The sequence below is a fragment of the Mycobacterium sp. NGS26 genome (assembly GCF_059813025.1).
This window is the reverse complement of the sequence record NZ_JCALDU010000001.1, coordinates 1079461-1098769: the sequence shown is the minus strand read 5'-3', so window position 1 is coordinate 1098769 and position 19309 is coordinate 1079461. Positions and strand designations below refer to the sequence as shown.

Genomic DNA, 19309 nt, shown 5'->3' with positions numbered 1-19309 from the left:
TGCGCAACGTTGCGCTCGGTGATGTGGCCGGGCGCGGAGGGATCGTGATATGACGTCCGCCGCCGCTTCCGCCGCGCTCGAGGCCGAGATGGCCAGCTCGACGGCCGCGGCGCAATACATCGCCGACGGCTGCCTGGTGGACGCTCCGCTGGGATGCGTCGGCCTGGAGGTGGAGGGGCACTGCCATGACCCGGCCGATCCCCACCGGCGGCCGAGCTGGACGGAGATCAGCGACGTGCTCGATCCGTTGCCGGCCCTGCCGGGCGGCAGCGTCGTCACCGTGGAGCCGGGCGGCGCCGTCGAACTGTCCGGGCCGCCCACCGACGGCGCGCTGGCGGCCATCGACGCCATGAATCGGGACCAGGCCGTGCTGCGGTCGGCCTTCGCCGACGCCGGGCTGGGCCTGGTGTTCCTCGGGGCGGATCCGCTGCGGCCGCCCAAGCGCATCAATCCCGGCGCGCGTTACCGCGCGATGGAACAGTTCTTCGCCGCCAGCGAATCCGGGGAGGCGGGCGCCGCGATGATGACGTCCACCGCTTCGATTCAGGTCAATGTGGACGCCGGGCCGCAGGACGGCTGGGCGGCGCGGGTCCGGCTCGCGCATGCCCTGGGGCCGACGATGATCGCGATCGCGGCGAATTCACCGATGCTGGGCGGCGAGTTCACCGGCTGGGTCTCGTCCCGGCAGCGCGTGTGGGGCCAGATGGACTCGGCCCGCTGCGGGCCCATCCTGGGTGTCAGCGGCGACGACCCCGGCACCGACTGGGCGCGGTACGCCCTGAAGGCGCCGGTGATGCTGGTGCACAGCCCCGACGCGGTGGCCGTCACGCACTGGGTGCCGTTCGCCGACTGGGTGGACGGCCGGGTGCTGCTCGGCGATCGCCGTCCCACGATCGCCGACCTGGAATACCACCTGACCACCCTGTTCCCGCCGGTACGCCCGAGGCGGTGGCTGGAAATCCGCTACCTCGACAGCGTGCCCGACGCCTTCTGGCCCGCCGTGGTGTTCACATTGGTGACCCTGCTCGACCACCCGGTCGCCGCCGGCGTCGCCGCCGAGGCCGTCGAACCGGTCGCCACCGCGTGGGACGCCGCGGCCCAGGCCGGTCTGCGCGATCGGCGGCTGTACGAGGCGGCCAATCGGTGCGTGGCCGCCGCCGCCGAGCAGGCGCCCGCCGAGCTGACCGACGCGATGCAGCGGTTGACCGACTGCGTCGAGCGGGGCCGATGTCCCGGCGACGAGTTCTCCGACCGCGTGATCGAGCACGGCATCGCCGCCACGGTCGCGCACTTGGCGCGAGGGGGGCCGTGACTCCCCGGGAACGGCTTGCCGACGATCTGGAACGGGCGCGGACCCGGACGCTGCGCCTGACCGACTTCGACGACGCCGAGCTGTGTCGCCAGTACGACCCGTTGATGAGCCCACTGGTGTGGGACCTGGCGCACATCGGCCAGCAGGAGGAGCTGTGGCTGTTGCGCGGCGGCGACCCGCGCCGGCCCGGGCTGCTGCCCCCCGCGGTGGAGGGCCTCTACGACGCGTTCGAACACTCCCGCGCCAGCCGCGCCGACCTGCCGCTGCTGTCCCCGGAGCGGGCCCGATCCTATTGCCGCACAGTGCGATCCGTCGCGCTGGACGCGTTGGATGCCCTGCCCGACGACCCCGACGCGTCCTTCACGTACGCGATGGTGGTCAGCCACGAAAACCAGCACGACGAAACCATGCTGCAGGCCCTGAACCTGCGCACCGGCGCGCCGCTGCTGCTCGACGGGCCCGCCCTGCCCGCGGGCCGTCCGGGCGTGGCCGGGACGTCGGTGCTGGTGCCCGGCGGCCCGTTCGTGCAGGGCGTGGACGCCGCCGCCGAAGCCTACTCGCTGGACAACGAACGCCCCGCTCACGTCGTCGACGTGCCGGCGTTCCGGATCGGCCGGGTCCCGGTCACCAACGGCGAGTGGCGACACTTCGTCGACGACGGCGGCTACCACAGGTCGCGCTGGTGGTCGGCGCGCGGCTGGCAGCACCGCCGGCGCGCCGGCCTGACCACGCCGCAATTCTGGAGCGCCGACGGGCGAACGCGTACCCGGTTCGGCCGCGTCGAGGAGATTCCCGACGACGAACCGGTGCAGCACGTCAGCTTTTTCGAGGCCGAGGCCTACGCGGCGTGGGCCGGCGCGCGGTTGCCCACCGAGACGGAATGGGAGAAGGCCTGCGCGTGGGATCCCGCGACGGGCGGCAGGCGCCGCTACCCGTGGGGGGAGCAGGACCCGTCGGATGCGCTCGCCAACCTGGGCGGCGCGGCGCTGCGCCCGGCGCCCGTCGGCGCCTACCCCGCCGGCGCCTCGGCCTACGGGGTCGAGCAGATGCTCGGCGACGTCTGGGAGTGGACCACCTCGCCGCTGCGGCCCTGGCCGGGGTTCGTCCCGATGATCTACGAGCGGTACTCCCAGCCGTTCTTCTTTCGTGACTACCGGGTGCTGCGGGGCGGATCGTGGGCGGTGGAGCCGTCCATCCTGCGGCCCAGTTTCCGCAACTGGGATCACCCGTTTCGCCGCCAGATCTTCTGCGGGGTCCGGTTGGCCTGGTCCGTCGAGGAGGGCGCCTGATGTGCCGCCACCTCGGCTGGCTCGGCGCCGACGTCGCGGTCTCCTCGCTGGTGCTGGACCCGCCGTACGGGCTGCGGGTGCAGTCCTATGCGCCGCGCCGGCAAAAGCACGGCCTGATGAACGCCGACGGCTGGGGCGTCGGGTTCTTCGACGGCGACACGCCGCGGCGCTGGCGCAGCGCCGCGCCGCTGTGGGGGGACACCTCGTTCGAGTCGGTGGCGCCGGCGCTGCGCAGCCACTGCGTGGTGGCCGCGGTGCGCTCGGCGACGGTCGGCATGCCCATCGAGGTCAGCGCGGCCGCGCCGTTCACCGACGGCCGCTGGCTGTTGTCGCACAACGGCGTGGTCGACCGCGCCGTGCTGCCGGCGACGTCGTCGGCCGAATCCGTCTGCGACAGCGCGATACTCGCGGCCGTGATTTTCGAGCGCGGACTCGACGCGCTGGGCGACACCATCGTCGAGATCGGGACGGCCGACCCCATCGCCCGGCTGAACATATTGGCCGCCAACGGGTCTCGGCTGCTCGCCACGGCCTGGGGCGACACGCTGTCCATCCTGCGTCGCCCCGACGGCGTGGTACTGGCCAGCGAGCCGTACGACGACGACCCCGACTGGGAGGACGTCCCGGATCGCCACCTGGTCGAGGTCACCGCGCAGGGTGTCACGACGACCCCGCTGGACCACTCGCCGAGAGGACCTCGATGACGCTGTCGCTGGACAATCACCTCGCCGCCGACTCGGCGCATCGGGCACTGCGCCACGACGTGTCCGAGGGCCTGCGCAGCACACCGAAGTCGTTGCCGCCCAAGTGGTTTTACGATTCGGTCGGCAGTGAGCTGTTCGACCGGATCACCCGGCTGCCCGAGTACTACCCCACGCGTGCCGAGGCCGAGATCCTGCGCGCCCGGTCCGCCGAGATCGCGGCGGCCAGCGAGGCCGACACCTTGGTCGAACTGGGCAGCGGCACGTCGGAGAAGACCCGGATGCTGCTGGACGCCCTGCACAACCGCGGGTCGCTGCGCAGGTTCGTGCCGTTCGACGTCGACGCCGGCATCCTGTCCACCGCGGCGACCGCCATCCAGAGCGAGTACGAGGGCGTCGAGATCAAGGCCGTCTGCGGCGATTTCGAGGAGCACCTGACCGAGATCCCCGGCGGGGGCCGGCGCCTGTTCGCCTTCCTCGGGTCGACGATCGGCAACCTCACACCGGGGCCGCGCGCGGATTTTCTCGCGACCCTGTCCGGCGTGATGCGGCCCGGCGACAGCCTGCTGCTGGGCACCGACCTGGTCAAGGACACCGGCCGGCTGGTGCGCGCCTACGACGACGCCGCCGGGGTGACGGCGGCGTTCAATCGCAATGTGCTGGCCGTGATCAACCGGGAACTCGGCGCCGACTTCGACGTCGACGCCTACCAGCACGTGGCCCGCTGGAACGCGGGCGAGGAACGCATCGAGATGTGGTTGCGGGCCGATCGCCGGCAGCGGGTGCGCGTCGGCGCGCTCGGGCTGACCGTCGACTTCGCGGCCGGCGAGGAGATGCTGACCGAGGTGTCGTGCAAGTTCCACCCGGAGGGCGTGAACGCCGAGTTGGTCGGCGCGGGACTGCGCCGCATCGGTTGGTGGACCGACGATGCGGGCGACTTCGGGCTGTCGCTAGCGGTCAAGTGAGCGAGCTGGCCGTCCGATGGCGGGAGGCCCGCCCGCCGGCGGCCGGGCTGCACCTGGACAGCGCGGCGTGTTCGCGCCAGAGTTTCGCGGTGATCGACGCGACCGCCCGGCACGCGCGCCACGAGGCCGAAGTCGGCGGGTATGTCGCCGCCGAGGCCGCCGCGCCCGTGCTCGATGCTGGGCGCGCCGCGTTCGCCGCGCTGAGTGGGATGCCCGACGCCCAGGTTGTGTACACCACCGGCTCCTTGAACGCGCTGGATCTTCTGCTGGGCGGCTGGCCGGCCGACCGCCGCACGGTGGCCTGCCTGCCCGGCGAATACGGTCCCAACCTGGCGCTGATGGAGATCCACGGGTTCGAGCGCCGGCTACTGCCGACCCTCGAGGACGGACGGGTGGCGCTCGACGACGCGGCGCTCGCCCTCGAGGCCGACCCGCCCGATTTCGTGCACCTGACCACGGTGGCCAGCCACAGCGGTGTCGTGCAGCCGACGGCGATGGTCGCGAAACTCTGCGCCGAATTGGGCCTGCCGCTGGTCGTGGATGCCGCGCAGGCGCTCGGTCAGGTGGACTGCGCGGTGGGTGCCGACGCCACGTATTCCTCGTCGCGCAAGTGGATCGCCGGGCCCCGCGGGGTGGGGGCGCTGGCCGTGCGCCCCGACCTGATGGAGCGGTTGCACCCGAGGCTGGCCGCGCCGGAGTGGGCCGCGGGCGCGCCGGTGGCGCAGCAGCTCGAATTCGGTGAGGCGAATGTGGCTGCGCGAGTTGGGTTTTCGGTGGCGCTGGGCGAACATCTGGCGTGCGGGCCCGATGCGGTGCGGGCGCGCCTGGCCGAGTTGGGCGCGACCAGCCGCACCGCGCTGGCTTCTGTGGCCGGATGGGCGGTTATCGAAGAGGTCGAAGAGCCCAGCGCCATCACCACTTTGGTGCCGGTCGACGGCGCCGACCCGCAGGCCGTGCGCGCATGGCTGCTCGCCGAACGGCGCATCCTGACCACCTACGTCGGGGTCGGGCGCGCACCCCTGGAACTGTCCGGGCCGCTGCTGCGGATCTCGCCGCACGCGGACACGACGGCCGAGGACCTGGCGATGTTCGCCGAGGCGCTGGCCGCGGCGACGGCGGCCTTGTCTGCTTGAGGCCTAGCCGGCCTTGTGCGCCGTGAGCAGGTAGGCGGGAAACTTCATCCGGCCCTTCTCGTCGCGCTCGTGTGGCGGAAACTCGAACGGCGCGTCGGCGGGAAGATTCGTCGGAATGTTGGCGTGGATGTGGGCGGGCCGAATCTCGTCGATCTCCCAGTACTTGCTCACCGCGGCGCGCAACTCGTCCTCGTCGACCTCGTTGGGCTTCGTTTCCATCTCGGCGGGGAACGCGCCCTTGGCGAACACCAGCACGAAATAGCCGGCGCCCGGGGCCGCGGCGCGGTGTATCGAGCGCAGGTAGCCGTCGCGGCCCTCGACCGGCAGCGAGTGAAACAGCGTGCTGTCGACCACGGTGGCGAACCGGTCGTCGTAACCGGTGAACGACGTGATGTCGGCCTGCACGAAGCTGGCCGTGCTCAGGCCGCGTTCCTCGGCCGCCCTGGTGGCCGCCGCGACGGCGGTGGGCGTGATATCGATGCCGACCACGGTGTAGCCCCGCTCGGCCAGCGCCAGCGACAGCTCGGCGTACCCGCACCCGGCGTCCAGCACGTCGCTGCGGAATTTGCCGGCATCCATCAGCGCCGCCAGCTCCGGCTGCGGCTCACCGATGTTCCACGGCGGCGGACCCTCGAAAGCGCCCTGCTCGCGGTATGCGCTGTCCCAGTCCATGATTTCGGGCGACATGGTCCCCAACGTACCCGCGCCTACATCGGCCAGGTGTGCACCGGCTCGTTGGCGTGCATGTGCTCGCAGTACCGGCGCAGCATCTCGGCCAGCGCCGCCGGCCGCGTCATCCCGCCGTCCTGCAGCGCCTGCACCGTGGATACCTGCCAGCTCGCGCCGTTGCGGCCGGTCGTCGCGCGGCCCTCGATCACGCTCAGGAACCGATCGCGGACCTCGGCGTCGACGCCCCAGCGGCGCAGTCCGTCGTCGGCGATCGGGAGCAGCGTGCGCAACACCAATTCCCGGGCCGCCACCTGGCCCAGGCCCGGCCACCGCAACCGCGCCTGAATACCGTGCCGGGCCGCCGCGACGAAATTGCTTTGTGCCGCAGTGAAACTCATCCTGCTCCACAGCGGGTCGTCGGCCTCGGACAGGCTGCGCAGCATGCCGTAGTAGAAGGCCGAATTCGCCAGCATGTCGACGACGGTCGGACCGGCCGGCAGCACGCGATTCTCCAGGCGCACGTGCGGGCGCCCGTCGACGACGTCGTACACCGGCCGGTTCCACCGGTACACGGTTCCGTTGTGCAGGCGCAATTCGTGCAGCGCGGGAATGCGTCCGGCGGCCAGCTCGGCGACCGGATCCTCGTCGGACAACTCGGGCAGCAGGGCTGGGAAGTAGCGGATGTTCTCCTTGAACAGGTCGAGGATCGAGGTGATCCACCGTTCGCCGAACCACACGCGCGGCCGCACCCCCTGAGAGGTCAGCTCCTCGGGCCGGGTGTCGGTGGATTGCGTGAACACTTCGATCCGGGTCTCCGCCCACAGCTCGTGGCCGAAGAAGTAGGGCGAATTCGCGCCCAGGGCCAGCTGCGGACCGGCCAGCACCTGTGCGGCGTTCCAGTTGGCGGCGAACTCCGCCGGGGCGAGTTGCAGGTGCAATTGCGTGCTGGTGCAAGCGGATTCGGGCGCGATGGTGGTGGTCCGCCAGCTCAACGGCTCCGGGCCGGCGATGTCGATCTGGATGTCCTCGCCGCGCGCGCTGAAGATCGACTCGTTGAGCGCGGCGTAGCGGCTCGACTCGCTCATCCAGCCGTGCTCGAGGTGTTCGGGCATCAGCGTCGGCAGGATGCCGATCATCACGATGTGGGCGCCGCCGGAACTGGCCTTGGTCTCCGCGTCGTTCAGGCTGGCCCGCACCTCGGCCTCCAGATCCAGGGCGGTATGTCCGGGCAGCGGCCGGGGCGGCACGTTGAATTCGATGTTGTAGGCGCCCAATTCGGATTGATAGGCCGGGTCGGCGATGGCGTCCAGCACATATCGATTCGACATGGCGGGCTGGTAGTCGGCATCGACGAGGTTGCATTCGATCTCCATGCCGGTGAGCGGCCGCTCGGACTCGAAGTGCGACCGCGTGAGCATCGTCTCGAATACGTCCACACACAGCTGCACCTTGCGCCGGTATTCACTGCGCTGTGCGCGGTCATAGGCGGTGCGCTTGACCTCTTCGCCCACAAAGCCGATGGAACAGGTTTACCGGCGGTAACGCAAGCGCGACGGGCGGTAGACCATCATGGACGATGACAGGACAGAACGTTGAAGGAGAGCAGTTGGCCGACTTCGTCGCCGCCATAGACCAGGGCACCACCAGCACCCGTTGCATGGTCTTCGACCACGCCGGGGCCGAGGTCGCCCGTCACCAGCTCGAGCACGAGCAGATCCTGCCGCGCGCCGGCTGGGTCGAGCACGACCCGGTCGAGATCTGGGAGCGCACGTCGTCGGTGCTGACATCGGTGCTCAACCGCGCCAACCTCGCACCGGAAGACATTGCGGCCCTGGGAATCACGAACCAGCGCGAGACCACGCTGGTGTGGAACCGGCGCACCGGGCGGCCGTACTACAACGCGATCGTCTGGCAGGACACCCGCACCGACCGGATCGCGTCGGCACTGGACCGCGACGGCCGCGGTGACGTCATCCGGTCCCGGGCGGGCCTGCCGCCGGCGACCTACTTCTCCGGCGGGAAGCTGCAGTGGATCCTGGAGAACGTCGACGGGGTGCGCGAGGCCGCCGAGCGCGGTGACGCGCTCTTCGGCACCGCCGACACCTGGGTGCTGTGGAACCTGACCGGCGGCCCGCGCGGCGGTGTGCACGTCACCGACGTCACCAACGCCAGCCGCACCATGCTGATGGACCTGGAGACGCTGGACTGGGACGACGAGCTGTTGTCCTTCTTCTCCATTCCCCGGCGGATGCTGCCGGCGATCGCGCCGTCGTCGTCGCCGCAGCCGTACGGTGTGACCACCGAGACGGGGCCCGTCGGGGGCGAGGTGCCGATCACGGGGGTCCTCGGTGACCAGCACGCGGCGATGGTCGGTCAGGTGTGCCTGGCCGCGGGCGAGGCCAAAAACACCTACGGCACCGGCAATTTCCTGCTGCTGAACACCGGCGAGACGATCGTCCGGTCGAAAAACGGCCTGCTGACCACGGTGTGCTACCAGTTCGGCAACGCCAAACCCGTTTACGCGCTCGAGGGTTCGATCGCGGTGACCGGATCGGCCGTGCAGTGGCTGCGCGATCAGCTGGGCATCATCAGCGGCGCGGCCCAGAGCGAGTCCTTGGCCCGGCAGGTTCCCGACAACGGCGGGGTCTATTTCGTGCCGGCGTTTTCCGGCCTGTTCGCCCCGTACTGGCGATCCGATGCGCGCGGCGCGATCGTGGGGCTGTCCCGGTTCAACACGAACGCGCACCTGGCCCGCGCGACGCTGGAGGCGATCTGCTACCAGAGCCGCGATGTGGTCGACGCGATGAGAGCGGATTCCGGTGTGCACCTTGAGGTTTTGAAGGTCGACGGTGGCATCACCCGCAACGAGCTGTGCATGCAGATTCAGGCCGATGTGCTCGGTGTGGACGTGGTGCGGCCGGTGGTCGCCGAGACGACCGCGCTCGGCGCCGCCTACGCCGCGGGCCTGGCCGTCGGGTTCTGGGCGGATCCGTCCGACCTGCGGGCCAACTGGCGGGAGGACAAGCGGTGGACGCCGGCGTGGAGCGACGAGCAGCGCGCCGCCGGGTATGCGGGCTGGCGTAAGGCCGTGCAGCGAACCCTCGATTGGGTCGACGTCTCGTAGCCGCGAGCGCGCCCATATGTACAGCGACACGCCGGTTCGGCCGGCATTTTGGGCGCGCTCGCGGGGAAACGAGGGTCAGTCCTCGCCGAGGATGCCGTAGATCTCGCGCCGCGCATTGTTGACGATCTCGACGATGCGCTGCTGCTGCTCGGAGCTGGCGGTGTGCGCGGATTGCGCGACGGCGCCGAACAGCTGGCCCATGGCGGTCCGCAGGTTGACGTGGCCCGGGTCGGCGCCCTTGGCGATCTCGTCCCACGGCGGCGTCTCGACCTTCTCGGCCGCCGCACGTCCCTGCTCGGTCAGCTCGAAAAGCTTTTTGCTGCCCTCGGTTTCGGCCGCGGTGATCAAGTCTTCGTCGGCCAGTAGCTGCAGCGTCGGGTAGACCGAGCCGGGGCTCGGCTGCCAGATTCCGTTACTGCGCTCGGCGATCTGCTGGATCATCTCGTAGCCGTGCATCGGCCGCTCGGCCAGCAGCACCAGGATGGCCGCCCGCACGTCGCCGCGCCGGCCGCGACCGGGACCGCCGCGACGCCAACCACCCGGGCCGAAGCCGAAGCCCGGGCCGAAGCCCGGTCCGAAACCCGGCCCGAAGGCCTGGTCGCGGGCGTGTTCACGGGCCTGTGCACGGACATGTTCGCGGAACTCCCGTCGCGCCTGGCGCCTGGCGTCATGCAGGGCACGCCGCTGGGCGGGGTCGGGGCCGAAGCCGAACCCGAGGCCGGGCTGGCCGCCGAATGGACCATCGGGCGGAATGAAGGGATTCGTCATTGTTCGTAGTCCTTACGTCTCATGGGGCGCGCAGGGGCGCGCGCTTCGAAGCATCACGATATATCGCGAACTAACGCGATGCAACCGTATGAGCCCCAAATCCGCCATGACGGGGCAGTTTGCACCTGAATGCCGACGGGTAGCACCTGAGGGATGAACGCAAATAACCCCAACGTGACGTTCGAGAGCGGGACCCGCGGCGCGACCGGAACTGCGCAGGGCCCGGGCCGCAGACGCCACGTCTGGCCGTGGATCAACTGGGGGTTGGCGCTGTCCACGGTGCCGGCGGCCGCGCTCGTGATGCTCTTCGCGCTGGGCGCCGTGATGAGCACCGACGGCTGCAGCGGTCACAATTGCCCGAACCTGGGCCGCGGGGGCATCGATTTCGGCGTCGCGTTCTACGGCGCGCCCGTGGTGGCCTTTCTCGTCATCGTCGTCTCGTTCTTCACCGCCAAGCACCGCGGCGGGATCGCGGTTCCGCTGGCCGGGTGGGCGTTGCTGATCATCGACGTCGCCCTGATGGCGATCGCCGTCTCCAGCTAGCGGGGCGGCGAGAAGCCGCCGTCCTGCGGTTGCGGCCAGCCGGGGGCGGGCCCGGCGGGCGGCCAGGGTCCCATCGGCGGCGGCGGCGTGGCGGGACGGAGTCGCGCCAGCTCGCGGCGGTGCCGTTCGGCGAGGACCGCGGCCAGCACCAGTTCCGGCGGGGCGCCGGGCGGCGGCGGCGGGGCGATTCGGGACACCACGTCGCCAGCGAACCGGTAGGCCATCTGCTGGCGTAACTGCCGGTCGAGTTGTGGTGCGCGGGAAAGGAATTGGCGCGCAACCTCGGCCTGGCCGGGCGACAGCCCCGACAGCTGAAGCGACGCCGCCCACCAGGCCAACGACGGCGGCATGGCCGGCGGCGGCCCCTGTCGCGGCCCGCGTTCGCTCACCACGACCGTGCCGGCGAAGATGTCGCCGATGCGTTTGGCCTTCGGCGATAGCATGCTGCAGATGACGGCGGGGCTGCCCAGGAACATCCAGATCTCCACCACGGAGGCCAGCGCGCGAAACAGCACCTGCCGGAAGCGTTCTGGGCCGCCGTCGTCGGACACCACGCGCAGGCCCATCACGATCTTGCCCACCGACCGTCCCCGCGTGGCGGTTTCGAACGCCAGCGGATACCCGATCATCACCAGCACGGTGAAGATGACCAGGACGGCGCCGCTCAGCGCGCTGTCGAACTGGGTCAGGGTGGCGGCCCATAGCATCAGCCCGAGCAGGTAGAAGACGAACATCACCGTGATGTCGATCAGTGCTCCCACGGCGCGCACCGGCAACTGGGCGATCTGCACGTCGAGCACCACCGCGTCCCCGGTCACCACCTCCGACATAACACCGAACGGTACAGGCTGCGATTAGGCTGCTCAGGGTGGACGTCGACGCATTCGTGCTGACCCATCGCGGCACCTGGGATCGACTGGACCAGCTGGTCAGGCGCCGCCGGTCGCTGACCGGCGCGGAGGTCGACGAACTCGTCGAGCTGTACCAGCGCGTGTCCACCCATCTGTCGATGCTGCGATCGGCATCGTCCGATTCGCTGATGATCGGCCGGCTGTCGAGCTTGATAGCGCGCACCCGCTCCGCGGTGACGGGCGCCCACGCGCCGCTGAGCAGTGCGTTCGTCCGGTTCTGGACGGTGTCGTTTCCCGTGGTGGCCTACCGCTCCTGGCGATGGTGGTTGGGCACGGCGGCGGCGTTTTTCGGCGTCGCGCTGGTCATCGCGTTCTGGGTGGCCGGCAATCCGGAGGTGCAATCGGCGCTCGGAACCCCAACGGACATCGATCAATTGGTCAACCACGACGTCGCCTCCTACTACAGCGAGCACCCGGCCGCGGCCTTCGCGCTGCAGGTCTGGGTGAACAACGCGTGGGTCTCGGCGCAGTGCATCGCGCTGTCGGTGCTGCTGGGGCTGCCGATCCCGATCGTGTTGTTCGAGAACGCCGCCAACCTGGGCATGATCGCCGGACTGATGTTCCACGCCGGCAAGGGCGGAATCTTGCTGGGTCTGCTGGCTCCGCACGGGCTGCTGGAGCTGACGGCGGTATTCCTGGCCGGGGCGGTGGGCATGCGGCTGGGGTGGTCGGTGATATCGCCCGGCGACCGGCCGCGTGGGCAGGTGCTCGCCGAACAGGGCCGCGCGGTGGTGTCCGTCGCCGTCGGCCTGGTCGGTGTGCTGCTGGTGTCCGGGTTGCTCGAGGCGCTGGTGACGCCGGCGCCGTTGCCGACGTTCGTTCGCGTCGGCATCGGCGTCGTCGCCGAGGTGGCGTTCCTGTCCTACATCGTCCACTTCGGCCGTCGCGCCGCGAGGGCCGGGGAGACGGGCGACGTCGACGACGCGCCCGACGTCGTCCCCACCCGGTAGCCGGCAGCGAAAGTCAAAGCCGCCCGGTCGCTTTCATCGCCAGGTAGTGGTCGGCGATCGCGGGCGCCAGTTCCGTGGGGACGGCGTCGACGACCTCCACCCCGCCGTGGCGCAGCCGCGACGCGATGGCCCGGCGGTCGTTGCGGGATCGCTCGGCGGCCGCCGCGTCGTACACCGCAGCGGGATCGGAACGCCCGGCGGCCATCTGGTCGACGCGCGGATCGGCGACCGCGGCGATCATCACATGATGCCGGGACGACAACTGCGGCAGGATCGGCAGCAGCCCCTCGTCCAGTGCGGTCGCGTTGAGGTCGGTCAGCAGCACCACCAGCGACCGCCGCCGGGTACGCCGCAGGATGGCGGCAATCATTGCGCGCCAATCGGATTCGACGAGGGTCGGCTGCAGCGAGGCCATCGCGTCGACCAGCTGGGCGAGCAGCTCGGTGCGCGACGCCCCGAACACGGCGGCCCGGCTCACCCGGTCGTGCGCCAGAAAGTCGACGTGGTCGCCGGCCCGCGATGCCAGCGCGGCCAGCAGCAGGGCGGCGTCCATCGACCAGTCCAGCCGGGGCCATCCCGCGGGGTCCGCGGCGGTCGGGTCGACGCCGACGCGGCCGGCCGCCATGCGCCCGGTGTCGAGCACGATCACCACCCGCCGGTCGCGCTCGGGCCGCCAGGTGCGAACCATCACGTCGGCGCGGCGCGCGGTGGCGCGCCAGTCGATGGAGCGGACGTCGTCGCCGACGACATACTCGCGCAGCGAGTCGAATTCGGTTCCCTGCCCCCGGATCAGCGTGGGCAGCAGCCCGTCGATCTCCCGCAGCTTGGCGAGCCGCGACGGCAGGTGCTTGCGCGACAGGAAGGGCGGCAGCACCCGCACCTGGCCCGACACCGGCCGGGAGCGCTGCCGTCCGGCGAACCCCAGCGGCCCGATCGACCGGGCGGTGACGACGGCCGCGCGCTGATCGCCGCGGCGAACCGGCCGCAGCACGCTGCGGACACGCCGGCTCTGGCCGGCTGCGATGGTGACGGCGTGACTGCGCGGTTCGGCGCGCGCGCTGGGCGGCCAGGCGTCGCGGATCTGGCCGCGGAAGCGGCGGCGGCCGTCGTTGAAGATCTCCAGGTCGGCATCGACCCGCTGGCCCAGCCGGGCGGAGCAGTCCGGCGACCGGGTGTAGCGCAGCCCACGGGTGCTGCCCGCCAGCCCGACATCGATGGCGACCACCACCGCCAGCGCCACCAGTAGCGCCACGAAAGCCCTTGCCGGCCAGGGCGACAGCGCGATCGGAAGGACGAGAATCAGCGCCGCCAGGCCGGTGCGCCCGGTCAGGATCACTATCGGGGCACCGGAACCGAGGCCAGGATTCCGTCGAGCACGCCGTCGGGTGTGGCGCCCTCGAGCTCCGCTTCGGGGCGAAGCATCACCCGGTGCCGCAGCGTCGGGCGGGCCATGGCCTTCACGTCGTCGGGCGTGACGTAGTTGCGGCCGGACAGCCATGCCCAGGATCGGGCGGTGGCCAGCACCGCCGTCGCCCCGCGTGTCGACACACCCAGCTGCAACGCAGGGGAGGAACGGGTGGCGCCGACGATGTCGACGATGTAGCCGAGCACCTCGTCGGCGACCAGCACCTGCGCGACGGCTTGCCGGCCGGCCGCCAATTCCCCGGGCCCAGCCACCGGCTTGATCGCGGACAGGTCGCGGGGGTCGAAGCCGTGCGCGTGCCTCCCGAGAATGACGATCTCGGAATCGCGTTGCGGCAGTGCGACATTCAGCTTGAGCAGGAAGCGGTCCAGTTGCGCCTCGGGCAGCTGGTAGGTGCCCTCGTATTCGATCGGGTTCTGTGTCGCGGCGACGATGAAGGGGTCGGGCAGCGGCTTGGCCTCGCCCTCCACGCTGACCTGACGCTCCTCCATCGCCTCGAGCAGCGCGGCCTGGGTCTTGGGCGGGGTGCGGTTGATCTCGTCGGCCAGCAGGAGATTGGTGAACACCGGGCCGGGCCGGAACGCGAACGCGGCGGTGCGCGAGTCGTACACCAACGATCCGGTGACGTCGCCGGGCATCAGGTCGGGGGTGAACTGCACGCGCTTGAACTCCAGCTGCAACGCCGCGGCCAACGCCCGGACCAGCAGCGTCTTCGCCACTCCCGGAACGCCTTCCAGCAGCACGTGACCGCGGCACAGCAGCGCGATGACCAGGCCGCTGACGACCCCTTCCTGTCCGACGACGGCCTTGGCGAGCTCACCGCGCAACGCCAGCAACGCATTTCGCGCGGATTCGGCGGCCGGGTCTGAGACGGGGGTGTGCGGCGGGGACGGTTGTGTCACGAGTGTGTGACCTGCCTTTCGATTTCGTCGAGCGCTCGGGCGAGTTGTAGCAAGTCGTCGTCGGTGGCCGGCGGCGGGCCGAACAGGTGATAGGAAACGAAGCCCGCGTCTGCCCCGCTGCGCTGGGCAACGGTCGCCACCACCGCCGGCGGCGGCGTGCCCGCGCCGAGGCCGAGGCGCGGCAGTAGGCGCTGCAGCGTGGCGGTGCGCAACGCCTGGGCGGCGCGATCGCGGGCGCGCCGGGACCGGTAGAGCCGGCCGCGCCCCTCCACCGTTTCCGACGCCCGCACCACGACGGGCAGCTCCTCGGCGACCAGCGGACCCGGCCGGCGCCCCTTCCACAGCGCAACCAGCAGCACCACCAGGCAGAGCTGCCAGACGACCCAGATCGCATTCTCCGGGATCAGGTCGGAAATCGATGCGGGCGAGGATGTTTCGCCCTCGACGCGATGCGGCGCGTACCAGATGAGGCGGGGCCGGTCACCGGCGAGGTTCATCGCCAACGCGGCGTTGCCCGCGTGCAACAGGCCGCCGTTGGTCATGAAATCGGTGCTGCCGACGGCCGTCACTGTCCGGGCGTGGTCCCGGAACCGGATCAGTATCCCGTCGTAGCAGCGCGTCATGGTCCGGCCGTCTTTGGCCTTGTAGCTGACGCTCGGGCCGAACCGCACCGACCCGGCCCGGGTGGCCTCGCGCAGCGAGCAATTCGGGTTGCTGTCGAAGTCGCTGGAGGGCTCGATGGTCACCCCTGGCATGAGTGCCTCGCGGGTTCGCGCCGTGGGCTCCACCAGCAGGAGATCGCCGGGGGCCTTCGCCAGCCGGTCCAGCAGGGTGTCGTCGGCCAGGTACTGACTCTGTGCCACCAGGATGAGCGTGTTGGGGCGTGCCGCCCGCTCGACGTCGGCGATGCCGTTGGCGACGATGACGTCGACGCCGCCGTCGCGCAGCAGCGCCACCAGGGCGTGGGCACCGTCGGGCTCGGTCGAGGCGGGATCCATCGGGGCGCCGGGTCGCGGTTCGGTCAGGTAGGCGCCGATCGCGGCGATCGCGGCGAGCACGACCAGGGCGAGCGCCACCCAGGCCCATGTGCGCCACCGCGCCGCCGGTCGCGTCGGGATCGTCGCCGTCACCGGACCCTCGCCCATGATTCGACGGCGACGTGCGGGCCCGACGTCGGTGCGGCGGCCGGTGGTCTGGACCGCAGGTGGTCGTCGAGGTCCGCGATCATCTGGTAGGCGGCTGCAGTTCCGGGCCGCTCACCATAGGTGACGTCGTTGAAAGCCGTTGCCGCCTCCCACAATTCGCCTTCGAGATGAGGCAACGCCGCGGCGGCGTCGTGCGCCAGCTCGTTGGCGGTGCGGCCGGGGGCAGGGTTGAGCACGCCGGTCTCCTCGAGCTGGCGTGCGACGGCGCGCAACCGGTGTCGGATCGCCGCGGCCCAATTACCTTCCGCCGCATAGCCTTCCGCGGTCGCGCGATGCTGGGCGGCGGTGAGCTGTGCGGCTTCGAACAGCAGGTGGTCACCGCCCCGGCGGGTGCGCATGGTGCGCCGCGCGACATGGACGGCGACTATCACCGCGATTGCAAGCAGGATCAGCAGCACCGTGGTGGTGAACAATCCCCCCGGGACCGCCGAGGTCTTTTGCAGCAGCCGGTAGATCTGTTCGTTGAGCCAGTCGATGAGTTGTTGTGCCGCAGAAGCCTTCGAATAGATCGGCTTGCCGAGCTCGGTCTGTGCGGCCAGGTGGGCGCCATCGCGGTCGATGTCGATGGAAGGCACTGTCTCAGCTCGTCCTCGCTCGGCCTACGCGGGCCGGGTCAGCCACAGGTTGTCGGTGGACGCGGCAGCGTAGGGCCCGCCGGCGGCGCCGGTCTGCAGCACCAGATCGAATGCCTCGGCGCGCATTCGGCGGTCGGTGTAGAGCAGCACGATCACTCCGGCGTTGAAGGGCGCGGTGACGATCTCGCCGATCGCCGCCCCGACGGATGCGACCGAGGTGCCGATGAGCAGCGCCGAAACCGACGGGTTTCCGGACAGGATGACCTGGCCGACGATGCTGAACGGCACCGCCATCGCGTTGGCGACGACGGATGCCACGATGAACGTCAGCGTCCGGATTCCCAGCACCCGCCAGAAGCCGCCGCGAACCAGCGCGAAGGACCTGGTCAGCGCCTCGATGACCGGCAGCCTCTCGAGCACGATCAGCACGGGTGCGAACAGCACCACCGTGTAGAGGAACACCAGCACCGCGATCATCGCGAGCCCCAGCGGGAAGCCCAGCAGGACGGCCAGCGCGCCGTTGCCGATCGCCGCCAGCAGCGCGAGTATCACCGCGACCAACCCGGCCAGGACCACCACCACCGCGGCTTCCAGCAAGGCCAGCCCGAGCAGGGGAAGCAGCCGGCCGCGAATCTTGCGCCAGGTTTCGCCGATGGTGATCGTCGAACCGAACACCGCCCGCCCGACGATGACGGTGAGCATTCCGGACAGCATCATGCTGCCCAGCCAGGTGACCAGGAGGCTGGCCGACATCGACGCCCCCCACGCCCCCATGACCCCCCACGTCAGCTCGTCCGGCCGGTCGGTGGTGAGCCGGCCGTAGGCGGCCAGCGGCCCGAAGAAGGCGATCCGCGTGATGATCTGCATGGCCACGACCACCAGCGTGGTCAGTCCCAGCGTGGCCTTCGGGTTGGTGCGGATGTAGCCGACCGCGCCGTTGAAGATGTCGCTCAGCGACAGCGGACGCAGCGGGATGATCCCGGGCTTGAGCGCCGCCGGGGTGGGTGGCGGCCCGAATCCCGGCGGCGGGCCGTAGCCGGGCGGGGGGCCATAAGGTGGGGGACCGTAACCGGGCGGGGGGCCGTAGCCGGGCGGCGGGCCGTAAGCGGGCGGTGGGCCGTAAGCCGGCGGGGGGCCGTATGCGGGTGGCGGGCCGTAAGGCGGGGGTCCGTAAGCCGGCGGCGGGCCGGCCGGATAGCCGGGTGGCAGCGTGCTCACCGTGTCCGGTGGCCTTTGAAACCGGGCCCGTCGTGGGTCATGGCCTCCATCCTGTCGGCGGTCGGGGCATTTCTCAATCTCTGCTCGCGACGCCCGCGTAGCGTCTCAGGCATGGCGGAACTGAAATCCCGGCTCCGGGCCGACCTCACCCAGGCGATGAAGACCCAGGACAAGTTGCGGACCGCGACCCTGCGCATGCTGCTGGCCGCGATCCAGACCGAGGAAGTGTCCGGCAAGCAGGCCAGGGAGCTCTCCGACGACGAAATCATCAAGGTGCTGGCCAGGGAGTCCCGCAAGCGGGCCGAGGCAGCCGAGATCTACACCCAGAACGGCCGGGGCGAGCTCGCCGCGAACGAGCACGCCGAGGCGCGGATCATCGACGAGTACCTGCCCACACCGCTCACCGAGGCGGAGTTGGCAGACGTCGCCGACACCGCGATCGCGCAGGTCGCCGAGGACATCGGGGAGCGCCCGGGCATGAAGCAGATGGGGCTGGTGATGAAGGCCGCCACCAAGATCGCGGCCGGGAAGGCCGACGGCGCGCGGCTGTCGGCGGCGGTCAAGGAGCGCCTATAGCCGCGTCGTGACGCCCTGAGGCGGTTTGCGCCCGGCGCGCCGGGGTACAGGTCGGATATGACCAAGTTCGGCTATACCTTGATGACCGAGCAGAGCGGGCCCAAAGACCTTGTGCGGTATGCGCTTTCGGCCGAAGAACGCGGCTTCGACTTCGAGGTCTGCAGCGACCACTTCTCGCCGTGGCTGATGTCTCAGGGGCACGCACCGAATGCGTGGGCGGTGCTGGGCGCGGTGGCGCACGCCACCCACCGGGTGGACCTGTACAGCTACGTGACCTGCCCGACCATGCGGTATCACCCGGCGATCGTCGCGCAGCAGGCGGCCACCGTGCAGATCCTTGCCGACGGGCGGTTCACCCTGGGGTTGGGCAGCGGCGAGAACCTCAACGAACACGTCGTCGGCAAGGCCTGGCCGACCGTCGAGCGCAGGCAGGACATGCTGCGCGAGGCCATCAAAATCATCCGTGAGCTGTTCGGCGGCCGGCTGGTGAACTGGCGCGGCGAGTACTTCCAGGTGGACTCCGCGCGGCTGTGGGATGTGCCCGAGGTGCCGGTCCAAATCGGGGTGGCGGCCAGCGGCGCCAACGGCGTCGAGAAATTCGCCAAGCTCGCCGACCACCTGGTCGCGGTGCAACCCGATGCGGACCTGGTGGGTGCGTGGCACGCCGCGCGTCAGGCCGCCAACGGCGCCGAGGGCGGTCGGGTGGTGGGGCAGCTACCGGTGAGCTGGGATCCCGACCGCGACGTGGCGATCGAACGCGCCCACGACCAATTCCGGTGGTTCGCCGGCGGCTGGGCGGTCAACGCCGACCTGCCGACGCCGGCCGGCTTCGCCGGCGCCACCCAATTCGTGCGCCCCGACGACGTCGCCGAGAGCATTCCCTGCGGACCCGACCTGGACGCGATCGTGGACGCCGTCCGCCCGTACTGGGAGGCGGGGTTCACCGACGTGGCGCTGGTCCAGATCGGCGGCGACACGCAGGAGCTGTTTCTGAAGGAAGCGGCGGAACCGTTGCTCGAGGCGCTGCGGGCCGCCTCGAGCTGAG

General features: G+C 70.6%; 19 protein-coding genes. 10 read left to right on the top strand and 9 right to left on the bottom strand.

The features are described 5' to 3' along the window. Positions 1-49: 49 nt before the first annotated feature. Genes egtA through egtE form a run of 5 tightly spaced genes read left to right on the top strand, consistent with a single transcriptional unit; the run spans position 50 to position 5400 of the window. A complete protein-coding gene (gene egtA, locus AC5Y6X_RS05370) occupies positions 50-1312 on the top strand; it encodes an ergothioneine biosynthesis glutamate--cysteine ligase EgtA (protein WP_499984993.1) in 1263 nt (420 codons plus the stop codon). Further along, positions 1309-2601: an ergothioneine biosynthesis protein EgtB gene (egtB, locus tag AC5Y6X_RS05365; protein ID WP_499984992.1), complete on the top strand. Its 1293-nt coding sequence runs from the start codon at positions 1309-1311 to the stop codon at positions 2599-2601. The genes egtA and egtB overlap by 4 nt, the downstream gene beginning before the upstream one ends. Then, positions 2601-3305 (top strand): ergothioneine biosynthesis protein EgtC, encoded by a 705-nt coding sequence (gene egtC / locus AC5Y6X_RS05360; protein ID WP_499984991.1) that lies wholly within the window; start codon positions 2601-2603, stop codon positions 3303-3305. Before egtB ends, egtC begins: the two co-directional genes overlap by 1 nt. Next, complete coding sequence (gene egtD, locus AC5Y6X_RS05355) at positions 3302-4267, top strand: L-histidine N(alpha)-methyltransferase (protein WP_499984989.1); 966 nt, start codon at positions 3302-3304, stop codon at positions 4265-4267. The genes egtC and egtD overlap by 4 nt, the downstream gene beginning before the upstream one ends. Continuing rightward, the gene (egtE, locus tag AC5Y6X_RS05350) at positions 4264-5400 is read left to right on the top strand and encodes an ergothioneine biosynthesis PLP-dependent enzyme EgtE (RefSeq protein ID WP_499984988.1); all 1137 of its coding nucleotides are present in this window, start codon (positions 4264-4266) and stop codon (positions 5398-5400) included. Before egtD ends, egtE begins: the two co-directional genes overlap by 4 nt. Positions 5401-5403: 3 nt before the next feature. Here egtE and AC5Y6X_RS05345 read toward each other — a convergent pair whose 3' ends face one another. Both AC5Y6X_RS05345 and AC5Y6X_RS05340 read right to left on the bottom strand, forming a co-directional pair. Further along, entirely contained in the window at positions 5404-6087 is a 684-nt protein-coding gene (locus AC5Y6X_RS05345; RefSeq protein ID WP_499984987.1) for a class I SAM-dependent methyltransferase, read from the bottom strand. Positions 6088-6107: 20 nt separating this feature from the next. Continuing rightward, on the bottom strand, positions 6108-7580 hold the full coding sequence (locus tag AC5Y6X_RS05340) for a glutamate-cysteine ligase family protein (protein WP_499984985.1): 1473 nt from the start codon (positions 7578-7580) through the stop codon (positions 6108-6110). Between the two features lie 65 nt (positions 7581-7645). Here AC5Y6X_RS05340 and glpK point away from each other — a divergent pair, with 65 nt between their 5' ends. After that, entirely contained in the window at positions 7646-9193 is a 1548-nt protein-coding gene (gene glpK, locus AC5Y6X_RS05335) for a glycerol kinase GlpK (RefSeq protein WP_499984983.1), read from the top strand. A 75-nt stretch (positions 9194-9268) separates the two neighbouring features. Here glpK and AC5Y6X_RS05330 read toward each other — a convergent pair whose 3' ends face one another. Continuing rightward, positions 9269-9961, bottom strand: coding sequence for a PadR family transcriptional regulator (locus AC5Y6X_RS05330; protein WP_499984982.1), 693 nt, complete (start codon positions 9959-9961; stop codon positions 9269-9271). Between the two features lie 153 nt (positions 9962-10114). On the opposite strand from AC5Y6X_RS05330, the gene AC5Y6X_RS05325 reads away from it, so the two are divergent. Then, positions 10115-10504, top strand: coding sequence for a hypothetical protein (locus tag AC5Y6X_RS05325; protein WP_499984980.1), 390 nt, complete (start codon positions 10115-10117; stop codon positions 10502-10504). Here AC5Y6X_RS05325 and AC5Y6X_RS05320 read toward each other — a convergent pair. After that, positions 10501-11334, bottom strand: a complete 834-nt coding sequence (locus AC5Y6X_RS05320) for an RDD family protein (protein WP_499984978.1) — start codon at positions 11332-11334, stop codon at positions 10501-10503. The genes AC5Y6X_RS05325 and AC5Y6X_RS05320 overlap by 4 nt on opposite strands. 38 nt (positions 11335-11372) lie before the next feature. Here AC5Y6X_RS05320 and AC5Y6X_RS05315 point away from each other — a divergent pair, with 38 nt between their 5' ends. Further along, positions 11373-12365, top strand: coding sequence for a stage II sporulation protein M (locus tag AC5Y6X_RS05315; protein ID WP_499984976.1), 993 nt, complete (start codon positions 11373-11375; stop codon positions 12363-12365). 13 nt (positions 12366-12378) lie between these two features. Here AC5Y6X_RS05315 and AC5Y6X_RS05310 read toward each other — a convergent pair whose 3' ends face one another. The 5 genes from AC5Y6X_RS05310 to AC5Y6X_RS05290 are packed head-to-tail and all read right to left on the bottom strand — an operon-like array spanning position 12379 to position 17766. Next, on the bottom strand, positions 12379-13701 hold the full coding sequence (locus AC5Y6X_RS05310) for a DUF58 domain-containing protein (protein ID WP_499984974.1): 1323 nt from the start codon (positions 13699-13701) through the stop codon (positions 12379-12381). After that, positions 13701-14690: an AAA family ATPase gene (locus AC5Y6X_RS05305; RefSeq protein WP_324679556.1), complete on the bottom strand. Its 990-nt coding sequence runs from the start codon at positions 14688-14690 to the stop codon at positions 13701-13703. Before AC5Y6X_RS05305 ends, AC5Y6X_RS05310 begins: the two co-directional genes overlap by 1 nt. Next, positions 14687-15835 carry a DUF4350 domain-containing protein gene (locus AC5Y6X_RS05300; protein ID WP_499984973.1) on the bottom strand — a complete coding sequence of 383 codons (1149 nt, stop codon included), beginning with the start codon at positions 15833-15835 and terminating at the stop codon, positions 14687-14689. The genes AC5Y6X_RS05305 and AC5Y6X_RS05300 overlap by 4 nt, the downstream gene beginning before the upstream one ends. After that, positions 15817-16470 carry a DUF4129 domain-containing protein gene (locus AC5Y6X_RS05295; protein ID WP_324679552.1) on the bottom strand — a complete coding sequence of 218 codons (654 nt, stop codon included), beginning with the start codon at positions 16468-16470 and terminating at the stop codon, positions 15817-15819. Before AC5Y6X_RS05295 ends, AC5Y6X_RS05300 begins: the two co-directional genes overlap by 19 nt. A gap of 24 nt (positions 16471-16494) precedes the next feature. Next, entirely contained in the window at positions 16495-17766 is a 1272-nt protein-coding gene (locus tag AC5Y6X_RS05290; protein ID WP_420715935.1) for a DUF7847 domain-containing protein, read from the bottom strand. Between the two features lie 33 nt (positions 17767-17799). Between AC5Y6X_RS05290 and AC5Y6X_RS05285 the strand changes: the two genes are divergently transcribed. Together AC5Y6X_RS05285 and AC5Y6X_RS05280 are read left to right on the top strand one after the other, a co-directional pair. Further along, on the top strand, positions 17800-18264 hold the full coding sequence (locus AC5Y6X_RS05285) for a GatB/YqeY domain-containing protein (RefSeq protein ID WP_324679547.1): 465 nt from the start codon (positions 17800-17802) through the stop codon (positions 18262-18264). A 57-nt stretch (positions 18265-18321) separates the two neighbouring features. After that, positions 18322-19308, top strand: coding sequence for an LLM class F420-dependent oxidoreductase (locus tag AC5Y6X_RS05280; RefSeq protein WP_324679546.1), 987 nt, complete (start codon positions 18322-18324; stop codon positions 19306-19308). Position 19309: the final 1 nt, after the last annotated feature.